At 40.6% G+C, this 11577-nt stretch carries 13 protein-coding genes and 2 pseudogenes; 14 read left to right on the forward strand and 1 reads right to left on the reverse strand.

What is annotated here, in order from left to right; translation table 11 throughout:
• The 7 genes and pseudogenes from ACEQ1T_RS08285 to modB form a co-directional block, all read left to right on the forward strand.
• Positions 1-312 (forward strand): annotated as a pseudogene (locus tag ACEQ1T_RS08285) (hypothetical protein); the annotation flags it as partial.
• A 17-nt stretch (positions 313-329) separates the two neighbouring features.
• The gene (locus ACEQ1T_RS08290) at positions 330-1139 is read left to right on the forward strand and encodes a GNAT family N-acetyltransferase (protein WP_206843548.1); all 810 of its coding nucleotides are present in this window, start codon (positions 330-332) and stop codon (positions 1137-1139) included.
• A 27-nt stretch (positions 1140-1166) separates the two neighbouring features.
• Positions 1167-1610, forward strand: coding sequence for a GNAT family N-acetyltransferase (locus ACEQ1T_RS08295; protein WP_370222428.1), 444 nt, complete (start codon positions 1167-1169; stop codon positions 1608-1610).
• Between the two features lie 180 nt (positions 1611-1790).
• Positions 1791-2747 carry a magnesium/cobalt transporter CorA gene (corA, locus tag ACEQ1T_RS08300; protein ID WP_370222430.1) on the forward strand — a complete coding sequence of 319 codons (957 nt, stop codon included), beginning with the start codon at positions 1791-1793 and terminating at the stop codon, positions 2745-2747.
• Between the two features lie 160 nt (positions 2748-2907).
• Complete coding sequence (locus tag ACEQ1T_RS08305) at positions 2908-3435, forward strand: GNAT family N-acetyltransferase (RefSeq protein ID WP_370222431.1); 528 nt, start codon at positions 2908-2910, stop codon at positions 3433-3435.
• Between the two features lie 84 nt (positions 3436-3519).
• Positions 3520-3666, forward strand: a complete 147-nt coding sequence (locus tag ACEQ1T_RS08310) for a hypothetical protein (RefSeq protein ID WP_370222432.1) — start codon at positions 3520-3522, stop codon at positions 3664-3666.
• Complete coding sequence (modB, locus tag ACEQ1T_RS08315; protein WP_206843588.1) at positions 3663-4331, forward strand: molybdate ABC transporter permease subunit; 669 nt, start codon at positions 3663-3665, stop codon at positions 4329-4331. The genes ACEQ1T_RS08310 and modB overlap by 4 nt, the downstream gene beginning before the upstream one ends.
• 315 nt (positions 4332-4646) lie before the next feature.
• Here modB and ACEQ1T_RS08320 read toward each other — a convergent pair whose 3' ends face one another.
• The gene (locus ACEQ1T_RS08320; protein WP_370222434.1) at positions 4647-5846 is read right to left on the reverse strand and encodes an iron-containing alcohol dehydrogenase; all 1200 of its coding nucleotides are present in this window, start codon (positions 5844-5846) and stop codon (positions 4647-4649) included.
• A 273-nt stretch (positions 5847-6119) separates the two neighbouring features.
• On the opposite strand from ACEQ1T_RS08320, the gene ACEQ1T_RS08325 reads away from it, so the two are divergent.
• The 7 genes and pseudogenes from ACEQ1T_RS08325 to ACEQ1T_RS08355 form a co-directional block, all read left to right on the forward strand.
• Complete coding sequence (locus ACEQ1T_RS08325) at positions 6120-6548, forward strand: MarR family winged helix-turn-helix transcriptional regulator (protein WP_206843591.1); 429 nt, start codon at positions 6120-6122, stop codon at positions 6546-6548.
• Between the two features lie 159 nt (positions 6549-6707).
• Positions 6708-7310, forward strand: coding sequence for an alpha/beta hydrolase (locus tag ACEQ1T_RS08330; RefSeq protein ID WP_370222436.1), 603 nt, complete (start codon positions 6708-6710; stop codon positions 7308-7310).
• Positions 7311-7421: 111 nt separating this feature from the next.
• Positions 7422-8033, forward strand: a complete 612-nt coding sequence (gene wrbA, locus ACEQ1T_RS08335) for an NAD(P)H:quinone oxidoreductase (RefSeq protein ID WP_113881368.1) — start codon at positions 7422-7424, stop codon at positions 8031-8033.
• 61 nt (positions 8034-8094) lie between these two features.
• On the forward strand, positions 8095-8940 hold the full coding sequence (locus ACEQ1T_RS08340; RefSeq protein WP_206843620.1) for a pirin family protein: 846 nt from the start codon (positions 8095-8097) through the stop codon (positions 8938-8940).
• 119 nt (positions 8941-9059) lie between these two features.
• Positions 9060-9479, forward strand: coding sequence for a DUF1801 domain-containing protein (locus tag ACEQ1T_RS08345; protein WP_370222438.1), 420 nt, complete (start codon positions 9060-9062; stop codon positions 9477-9479).
• Between the two features lie 148 nt (positions 9480-9627).
• Positions 9628-10980 (forward strand): glycosyltransferase, encoded by a 1353-nt coding sequence (locus tag ACEQ1T_RS08350; RefSeq protein ID WP_206843625.1) that lies wholly within the window; start codon positions 9628-9630, stop codon positions 10978-10980.
• A 258-nt stretch (positions 10981-11238) separates the two neighbouring features.
• Positions 11239-11577 (forward strand): annotated as a pseudogene (locus ACEQ1T_RS08355) (zinc transporter ZupT); the annotation flags it as partial.

Below are 11577 nucleotides of genomic sequence, written 5' to 3' on the forward strand. Positions count from 1 at the left end.
ACTGAAAAAGTGAATACTCTTGCATACAAAGCTGCCGGGAAGAACAAAGGAGATTGGGGATTAGGCTATACAGCCACTCCATTGGATTTTGCTGAGCATCCTGAAGATTCTCTTTCTATGAAATTTGGAAACTTAATTGATGATAATCTTGATTTCTATATTGAGCAGATCTCAAATGAAGGAACATGGGATATTTCCTGGAGCTGGGGACAATTTGATAATGAATTCCAAATCGCACGCAATTATTGGAAAGGAATACTTGCAGTTAAGCGATATAAAATATTGCATTCTTTTGGAAGGCTTGACGTTTAATAAATGAGGTGCAAATTATGAATCTAGTGATGAAAAGTGACTTAGCTGACAGGCTGGATCAGGCAGAGACCAGTGTGCTGCACTCCAGGTTGACAGCTATTCAAAATCGGGATGGAAACCCAATGGGTGTGGAGATTAAAAGAATTGGCCAGACAACCGTTTTTTTTGCCAGGAATATTCCGGGTCCAACCTTCAATCTCGTAAAGGGGTTTAAGGAAGCCGATGCCGAAGTTCTGGATCAAATAGTTGATTTCTACCAGGGAAAAGGGATTCCCATTCGATTGGAGATCACACCGTCAAACGGATCATCAGATTTACTGAAGATGCTTCATCAAAAAGGATTTTATCAATGTGCTTTCCATACCACTTTGTTTGCGGAGCCTTCAGATCTTAAGGACCTTCCCATTCATGCTGGTATTGATATACGCAGGATGCAAAGAACTGATTTTGATCTTTTCGGCGAGGTTTATACAAAGGGATTTGGCATGCCTCGATTCCTCAGCCAGGGGATAGCTGAAAATAATGAGGTGCTTTATGGCAATAAAAACTGGGTCTTTTACCTCGCTTTTGCAGATAACCAACCAGCTGGAATAGGTGTTATTTTTATGGAGGAAGGGATAGCAAATCTTGCGGCTGCAGCTGTTTTGCCTTCTTTTAGAAACATGGGAGTCCACAGCGCGCTTATTCAAGCCCGAATATACCAAGCGATAACAAATAATGCTGAACTGGTGACAGGTCAGGCGAGGTTTGGTTCGGCAAGCCAGAATAATATGGAAAAAGCAGGTTTGAAAATTGGATATACAAAAGCAATTTGGATAAGGGAATAAAACCGCATGAAGGCAGGAAGGTGAAAAATGGAGCATAAAATACATACCAGGAAAGCCGCTATCAAGGATATTCCACGCCTTGCCCGTTTAATGGAGGACTTGGGTTATCCTGTATCGCAGGAGCAAATGGAAACAAGGCTTAAAAACATCGGCTCACATCCTGATTACTGTACATTAGTGGCATGTCTAAAAGATAAGGTTATTGGCATGGTTGGATTCCACACCGGTCTTTTATACAATACTGACGGCATTCATATCAGGGTTATTTCTTTAGTAACTGATAAAAATTACAGAGGGATTGGCGCAGGCAAGCAGTTGATGATGGCTGTGGAAAATTTTGCAGAACAATTGGGGGCTGCCGGAATCGTCCTAAATAGCGGAAACAGGACTGAGCGCGAAGCCGCTCATCATTTTTACTTAAGTTTAGGCTATCAGGCAATGAGTACTGGATTTGTGAAGACTCTTCATTAAATATAAAAAAAAGCTGAAATGATCGCATGGTAATAGTAAATGTAGCAAAGCATTTTCCTGTTTAACAGAGCAAGTTAAAGAGGTAAATAATAAATATACCATTGGAAGAGTCCTTATTAGGATATCATTATCAAAAGTGGAAAAAATACGTTTACAGATTGGAAAGACCAGGTGACAATCATGATTAGAATACAAGCTGTTAATAAGAAAAATGAACTGGAGAAAAATATAACACATGAGAGGCTGAAAGCAGAGTGGGAAGGCTATAAGTGGTTTTGGGTTGATTTTGATCAGCCAACCGAGGAGGAAACAGCTGAACTAGACAAGACCTTTCACTTTCATCCCCTGGCAATAGAGGATTGTGTTGTCAAACTCCAGCGCCCCAAAATGGATTATTATGAAGACTATAGCTTTTTTGTCACACATAGCTTAAATCATATTAACGAAGATAAGCAGGAAATCAACTTTTTCATCGGTTCAAATTACATAGTATCGTACCACCATGAACTTTCCAAAGAAATGAATGATGTTTGGGAAAGGCTAAGCCTGAGTAAGAAAATCAACAAATGGGACCCCTATCTGGTCATGTATCATATCATTGATAAAATAGTGGATAATTACTTTCCCATCGTTTATCAGCTTGAAGATCGTTTGAGTCTCATTGAAGATAATCCAAATGATGAAACAATGGAAGAATTATTGGAGAAATTATTTGATATCCGTCATCATTTATTGCAGATAAGGTATACAGTCATTCCGATGCGGGATTTAATATACCGTGTAATTAATTCCCATAGGCTTAAAGGCGTAAAGGAAAGATACGAATACTTTGCAGATATTCATGACCACTTATTGAAATTGACTGAAATGATTGATGGAAACAGGGAATTGACGACCGATATCCGTGACAGCTATTTATCAATCAACTCTCATCAGACAAACAGGGTGATGAGAGTCCTTACTGTTATAACTACCATATTCATGCCATTAACCTTCATAGCGGGCATTTACGGTATGAATTTTGAAAACATGCCGGAATTAACATGGAAATATGGATACTTTGAAACGCTGTTTTTAATGTTTATTATTGCCTTAGGCATGTTTTGGTGGTTTAAGAAAAAGGGCTGGTTTCGATAAGTGGATAATGAAAGCTTTGCCTGAATTTTTTGGCAAAGCTTTTTTATTGGAGTTTTGTTTTGAGGCAGGGAGGAGAACTTTTTACTTATATGGAATGTTAATGTATTGGATTCGCTATAAGCGGAATTGTCTGATAAAACAAAGAAACGGGTGAACGGGAATGGATATTTTCGAGGTAAAATCCATTGAAGGACATAAAAATGAGCTGTCCAAACTATTAATTGAGGTGGTAAATGATGGGGCGTCAATAGGGTTTCTGCCCCCGCTTGATCATGTTGAGGCAGAGGAGTACTGGGGGAATTTGTTAAAAAGCGATGATGTGGTTTTATTTATAGCTGTAATGGATGGGAAAGCTGCCGGAACAATCCAGCTCCATTTATGCCAGAAAGAAAATGGAAGCCATCGTGCGGAGATTGCAAAATTAATGACTGATCCCTCCATCCGCAGAAAGGGTCTGGGCCGCATGCTATTAAAAGCGGCAGAAGATAAAGCGAAACAGGAGGGCCGAAGCCTGCTTGTGCTTGATACAAGAGAAGGTGATGTTTCCAATATCCTTTATCAATCAGCAGGATATGTTAAAGCAGGCATCATACCAGGCTTCGCACAGACTGAAAAAGGCGATCTGGAGGCAACAGTGATTTACTATAAAAATCTAAACCTGACTTATGACACAAAAACTTCAAGTTAATAGAAGGCTGCTCTTAATTTTTCATTTATAATGATAAGGTATATTATATTTAACAGATGTATTTCTATTTACAAAGGAGTTTATATGGTTATTTTCTATCCGATGGGACCGCTGGGAGTTTTAAATGAGAGTAAAAACCGGGAAGCGGCACAGCTTTTCTACGGATTTATGCAATTTGAACAAGGTATGTCTAAAATGGAGCAATACGGTTTTTCCTGCCTGCTGAAATGATTCAATCCGAATACTTTTGGTCACCGGTTAAACTCTCACTGGAAATTGCCTCTATTTCGCTTCTCGCTGTTTTAGTGATAGGGGTTTTTGCTGCAAAACTGATGGCAAATCGGACATTTAGAGGCCAGGCAATTATAGATACTTTGCTGCTTTTGCCATTGGTCCTTCCGCCATCTGTTGTAGGATTTCTGCTGATTGTGGTTTTCGGAAAGCAATCCTTTGTCGGCAGAGGGTTTGAATGGCTGTTTAACGGGCCAGTCATTTTCACGTGGTGGGCTGCTGTTATTGCAGCGACGGTTGTAGCCTTTCCTTTAATGTATCAATCAGCCAGGGCAGGTTTCGAATCCATTGACAATGAGATTGAAGACGCCTCAAGAGTCGATGGTGCATCAGATTTAAAGGTTTTTCTGTATGTAACGATGCCGCTGGCTTCTAAAGCCATCATGACAGGAGCAATACTAAGCTTTGCAAGGGCAATAGGAGAATTTGGTGCCACATTAATGTTTGCAGGCAATATACCCGGAAAGACACAAACACTTCCTACCGCGATCTACGTTGCTATGGATTCAGGAGATATGGAACTGGCTTGGATGTGGGTTTCAATTATATTACTGATATCAACTTCCATGCTTGTGTTCATGAATTTTATAAAGAAACGGTTTTAGTTAGGCGGAATGCAGTCATGTGCAATCTGCCTTTTATTTGTTTGAACCATTGGCATGATTCAAGTCGGTAAGCACCACTCTTTCTTGATTATTCAATCCGAAAGGCACTATTCTCATTTATAAGCGCCATTGACTGATGCTAAATCAGCCTGAAAGGCACTATTGGCATAGATAAGTGCCATTCACTCAAGCAGATTCAGCATGAAGGGCACTATCTAAATTTAAGGAGAGCCATTCGTTCTTATTAATCAACCATGAATCGCACGGCCCTACAAAATGATGTTTAGACGAAGTAACGTACAAATATATCCCTTTTTAATCTTTTATCAGCTGGTACAGCCTTAACATTTCATCTCTGCTGAAGATTTTCGGAACAGGATAAAGGGGATTGGCTTCCTTTAAGGCACGTTCAGCCATGATTGGAATGTCACTGTCTTGAATTCCGCTGACTTTTGACGGAATCCCCATTCTGCTGTTTAGGGATTTTATGCTAAGAATAAAATTTTTGGCATTTTCTTCAGCCGAATCTGACGCATTGCCAATACTTGCGGCCACTGCCAGCTCAGCTAAAGGATCCCATACTGCCTCACCATAATGCTCCAGTACATATGGAAGGATGACGGCATTTGCCAAACCGTGAGGGACCGAATAAAAGCCTCCGAGCGTATGGGCAATAGCATGAACATTGCCAACATAGGCCCTGGTGAAAGCCAGTCCTGCGAGATAAGCAGCCTTCTGCATGTTGGCTCTTGCCGTCAGGTTTTCACCATTCTGGTATGCTTTATAAAGATTATCATAAATTAGCCTGACTGCATCAATGCTGAATTTTTTAGTCTCTGCTGTATTGCTTCTGCCAATGTAGGCTTCGACGGCATGGGTTAGTGCATCCATACCGGTTGCTGCTGTTATAGTAGGAGGCATTTTTAATGTAATCAAGGGGTCAAGAACAGCATAATGCGGGATTAAGTTCAAATCAATGATCGCATATTTTTCATGTGATTGGCTGTCGGTAATGACCGCTGCAACAGTGGCTTCACTTCCAGTTCCTGCTGTGGTTGGGACTGCAAAGATTGGAGGGAGCTTTTTTCTAACCTTAAATTGACCTTTCAATTGTGATATGCTTTTCTCCGGCCTCACAGCTCTTGCACCAACTCCTTTGGCGCAATCCATCGGAGAACCCCCGCCAAAAGCAATTATCCCCTGGCAATCGTTCTTTTTATATACCTCCAGTGCTTCTTCTATATTAGTAATTGTAGGATTTGGAATGGTTTTATCATATATATAAAATTCAATATTCTTTTTCTGTAAATTTAACAGCAAACCATCCATTAGGCCAAGAGCACTGATGCCGCTGTCAGTTACAATCAGAATTCTGCTGATGTCTTTCTTCCTAATCACATCAGGAAGTTTGTCCAGGCTATTGGAACCTTCTAATAATTCCGGTTCCCGCCATGGCAGAAATGGCGATGCCAGCTTGAAAGTTTTTTGAACTATTCGGCAGTATGCATTATACATTCCCTCACCCCTAAATTTATCGGAAAATTCTAATATTATAAATCATATATACCTTTATGTTAAAGATGAAGTCAATATGCTGAATGAATAAAATGTTCAGTGTTTAAAATCCGTTAAAACAAATGAATTCAGCATACTCTGAGCTTTTCTTGTTTTCACTGTGTAATAAAGAAAGAGTCTTTCAATCCGGAATATTGACATAATCATAAATGTATTTTATAATTATCTCGAAATCAAGATAAATCAATTCGAGGTATTGAGGCAGGTGATAATATGAAAAGGTTGTGCCCTAACCCGGCATTCCTGATTCTCATGCAGACATCCAAATCCATTCATGAATGCATAAAGGACAGTATCACCAATTATAGCCTTAGCATGACCGAGTTTTCAGTGCTGGAAGCTCTATACCATAAAGATATGCAAACGATACACGAAATTGGAAAGAGGATATTAATTACGAGCGGCTCAATGACCTATGTAATTGATAAGCTTGTGGAAAAGGGATATGCCAAACGAATCGCATGTCCGAATGACCGCCGGGCGATTCATATTGGTTTAACTGATAAAGGGAATAAGTTACTGGAAGAGATTATGCCGAAACACCAGCAGTGGGTGAACTCTTATTTTGAGGAATTGGATTCGTCTGAGCTGGATCATTTAATAAAATTACTTGAAAAAGTGAAAAGACGAACAGAGATTTAAATTGCGGTTTCATATCTTGAAAGGAAAATACTTGGATTAAAATGAGTTTTAATGGCTAATTTTAGGTTACATTAAATAGGATATGAGAAATCGCCATCGAGCGGAAATTAATTCCTATTGTAGTTAGGGAACCGGATTAAAACGAAGGGGGAAGATACTATGAAACATATTTTTCAACAAGGAAAAGATCCATCTAAACCTGTATTATTGCTGCTTCACGGAACAGGAGGTACAGAAACTGACCTGCTTCCGCTTGCAGGGCATATTGATCCGGAGGCCTCTGTTTTAAGTGTGCGCGGAAATGTGCTGGAAAACGGTATGCCGAGATTTTTCCGCAGGCTGGCAGAAGGTATTTTTGATGAAGAAGATCTGATTTTTCGCACTAAAGAATTAAACGGCTTTTTAGATGAAGCCGCACAGAAATACGACTTTGAGCGTGAAAATATTGTGGCAATTGGCTATTCAAATGGAGCTAATATTGCAGGAAGCTTATTATTCCATCATGAAAACGCCTTAAGAGCAGCGATTCTGCATCATCCAATGGTTCCAAGGCGTGGTGCTGAATTGCCTGACCTTAGCGGCACATCAGTATTTATCGCAGCAGGAACCAATGACCCGATTTGTCCAGCAGAAGAATCCACTGATTTACAGTCTTTATTGGAAGGTGCAGGAGCGAAAGTCGAACTTCACTGGGAAAGTTTTGGACACCAATTAACCATGGGTGAGGTTCAGGCTGCAGCCCGCTGGTATAAAGAAATATAAAAATAGTTAATCTAATGAAATAAAAGGGAAGATAATGAGTGAATAGGCGGTGCTGACATGGGTATCCTATCAAGGTTATTTGGAAATTCAGCTAAAAAGGAGACGATTAATATGGAAAATGTAAAATTGGCAGTCATTTTTTACAGCATGGGCGGAACAAACTATCAATTGTCTAAATGGGCGGAGGAAGGCGGCAAAGAAGCTGGTGCGGAAGTTAAAGTTTTTAAGGTTCCAGAGCTGGCGCCGCAATCAGCAATTGAAGGTAATCCTGTATGGAAAGCAACTGTCGAGGCGACAAAGGATGTGCCTGAAATTAAGCCGGATGATCTTGAATGGGCAGATGCCATTATCTTCAGCGTGCCGACCCGTTTCGGAAATATGCCTTCCCAAATGAAGCAGTTTCTTGATACAACGGGAGGACTTTGGGCGAAAGGAAAGCTTGCGAATAAGGCTGTAAGTGCAATGACTTCAGCCCAAAATCCGCATGGCGGCCAGGAAGCAACTATTCTTTCGCTTTATACCACGATGTACCATTGGGGTGCGATTGTGGCTGCTCCTGGTTATACAGATCCCGTTCTCTTTGGAGCAGGGGGCAATCCATATGGAACAAGCGTAACGGTTGACCAGGATGGAAAAATGATTGAAGATGTGAAAGAAGCTGTTAAGCATCAGGCGAAAAGAACTGTCACAGTTGCCGGGTGGATTAAAAAGGGGAATCAGTAATCATAGAGGGAGCAATTGTTTTCCAATTGCTCCCTCTACATGTAAAGGGGAGAAATGGCGTATGGGAAATGAGGAGATAACTAAGCGGGAAATCGCTTCAGTCAGAAAAGTAAAACTGCAGGAGCATAGCCCTATTCATACAGCAGGCCCTGTGATTGAACCAGGGAATTGGGAAAGGTTTGACCCATTCCTTCTGATGATGGAGGATAAATTTCAAAAGGGCGCGTTTGACGTCCATCCCCATCGCGGTATAGAAACTGTAACGTATGTCATTGAAGGGGCTATTGAGCATTTCGATAGTCATTCCGGTGAGGGAGGCGTGTTAGGTCCTGGAGATGTTCAATGGATGACAGCGGGCAGCGGTGTCGTTCATAACGAAGTGCCATCAGAAGGAATAACTGCCCATTCTCTGCAGCTGTGGATCAATCTTCCCAGCGAAAAGAAAATGACAGCGCCACGATATCAAAATCTTAAAGGCAGTGAAGTTCCAGTCAGAGAGGAAGAGGGTGCTGTTTTTAAAGTCTTCTCCGGATCCTCGAAAGGGGTTGTATCTCCTGCCCTAAATCATGTGCCTGTAACGATGGTTGAAGCAAGGATGAAAAAAGGCGCGGCAGCCTCGATTGACCTGCCTGGCAGTTACAAGGGCTTCATCTATATTTTAGAAGGAAGCGGTGTTTTTGGAGAAAATAAAGCTCATGCAGCAAAAGGCCAAGTCCTTGAATTGGGAGATGGCGGGAACGCTGAAAGCGAAATTTCTGTTAAAGCCGAAGAGCCTATGCGCTTTTTACTTTATGCAGGCGAGCCAGTCAAAGAACAGGTTGTTGCACGTGGACCGTTTGTTATGAACACGGTAGAAGAAATACGAACCGCTTATAAGGAATATATGGAAGGAACCTTTCTAAAATAAAAATATGGGTGAGGAGCAATCATATGGTTGCTCTTTATTGCTGTTGAGGTATGCTTTCAGAAGGAAATTACCTGTTTTTAGAGAAGTACAAATCAAATCCAAATAAGGAGCTGACTATTATGTACGAAGTAAAAACAAAAGAGAACGATAACAGTGTAATTGAATTTATAGAAAAAGTTGAGAGCCCTAAAAAGAGGGAGGATGCATATAAGCTTCTGGATATCTTTACAGAAACGGCCGGTTATCAGGCAAAATTGTGGGGACCAAGCATCATAGGTTTTGGCTCGTATCATTATAAATATGCAACTGGTCATGAAGGGGATGCACCACTTGTTGGCTTTTCGCCGAGAAAGGCAAAAATAAGCCTATACTTTGCACCCGGGGATAAAAAAAGAGCTGAAATGCTTGAAAGGTTTGGAAAACATACAACCGGAAAAGCTTGCGTTTACATAAATAAGATTTCAGATATCGATGTAGAAGTTCTAAAGGAATTAATTATTCAATCAATTGATTTTTTAAGGGAGACCTACCCGGAGTAATAGGAAGTCCCAGCTTATCTCGAACCTATGCGGAAGAAAGACTTAGTGCAAATCCACCCGGAGGGGGATTGTAGTATTATTTACCAGGTTACATCACCTTCAGAATAATATATTTTTTAATTAACTATATTATTTTGAAGGTGAGCTTATGCAGCCAAGTCTAACACCCATCAAGCCGGTGGCAAGGCGCGGAAGTAAAAAATTATATGTCTCCATTAATAAAAAGTTTGTACTCAGCCACCTCGTTTCAGCAGTGTGGCTGACTTTTTCTATATATCTATCGCTGCCCTGGCTGAAGGACTTATCGGAAATTGTCACGCTCCCGATCAGTATTCTTATTATTGGAGGCATTGCCTATGTGCCTGGCTATATGAATGCTTTTCTGGTGATGAGCCTGCTTTTGGACAGGCAGCCTTCCTTTAAAAATCCGGATCCCGATAAGGAAGTGACTTTGCTGGTAGCTGCCTTTAATGAAGAGAATACAATCTTTCAAACGTTAAGCTATGTGGCAAGCCAGGATTATAAAGGCAAAATTAAAGCTATTGTTATAGACAATCGTTCTTCAGACAATACCTATTGCGAATTAGTAAGGGCTTCAAAAGAGCTTAACCTTGAAATCAAAGTTTTGAAGGAATCCAAGCCGGGAAAATTCCATGCATTAAACAAAGGGCTGCAGCATGTGACAACAGAGTATGTTATCACGCTTGATGCCGATACCCTGCTTCATCCTTCAGCTGTCCGCTTTTTAGTAGCACGCATGGAAAGCAGTCCTGAAGAAGTGTGTGCCGTAGCGGGCTCCATGCTTGTGCGCAATAGCCGAGAAAACATATTGACTAAAATACAGGAGTGGGACTATTACCTGGGTATTGCCTCAATAAAAAGGCTGCAGGGGTTATATCAGGGAACGCTGGTTGCTCAGGGGGCATTCAGTTTGTACAAAACAGATTCTGTCCGCCAGGTAAATGGCTGGCCCGATGCAATTGGCGAAGATATTGTATTGACATGGAGACTTCTTCAGAAGGAATGGAAAGTGTATTTTGAGCCGCTGGCTGCAGCATTTACTGATGTTCCTTCCAATCTAGCACACTTTGCAAAGCAAAGGTCCAGGTGGGCAAGGGGAATGATTGAGGGCTTGAATGAAATTAAACCATGGAATCAGCCCCAAATTTACACAAAATACTTAACAGGCGTTAATCTGGTTATGCCATATCTGGACATGGTGTATACTTTCTTCTGGATCCCTGGATTGATTCTGGCATTCTTCGGTTATTTCTGGATAGTTGGCCCGATGACATTATTTGTCTTGCCGCTTACCATTTTAAGTTACGGTATTTTATATATGTATCAAAAGCATTATGTTTTTAATAATCTGAATCTGAAGGTTAGAAAAAATGTAATAGGGTTTTTTACATTTATCCTTTTCTATCAGATGATTATGTCGCCCATATCGGTATGGGGGTACTTTCAGGAATTTTTCAAATTAAAGCGTGTCTGGGATTGATCCTTCGCTGTGGTAAATGGCGGAGGTTTTTTGCTATTTTTAATGCACATTTTTCTCCATCATTCTTATAATATTGAAGAAAAATGAATTGCAGAGTTATTTTTATTGCTTTTGGTTTGCGTTGGAGATAAAATGTTTACCAAAGTAAACTTTTTAAGATAGGCGCATATACTTTTAGTAATCTTGGATATATATTTTTTTAAGGCAAAAGTTGCCCTGGAGAAACTTTTTGGCAACAGTGAAAAAGGAGAGAGTGAAATGTCGCAGGAAGTTTTATTTGCATTAGGTCTCACATTGTTTGCCGGCTTAGCGACAGGTATTGGCAGTTTAATGGCTTTTTTTACTTCTAGAACGAATACGAAGTTTTTATCATTGGCACTTGGGTTTTCCGCAGGTGTAATGATTTATGTCTCTATGATTGAAATCTTTGTAAAAGCAAAAGATGCACTTGTAGGAGCATTAGGTCAAGTAAACGGCAACTGGGCAACTGTTGGAGGTTTTTTTGGGGGGATAGTCCTCATTGCACTAATTGATCGGTTTATTCCTAAAAAGGATAACAGATCGGAAGAGCGTCGTGTAGGGAAAGAGTGTAGACGA

Source organism: Cytobacillus sp. (assembly GCF_964223445.1).
In the GTDB taxonomy this organism is placed as follows: domain Bacteria; phylum Bacillota; class Bacilli; order Bacillales; family Cytobacillaceae; genus Cytobacillus.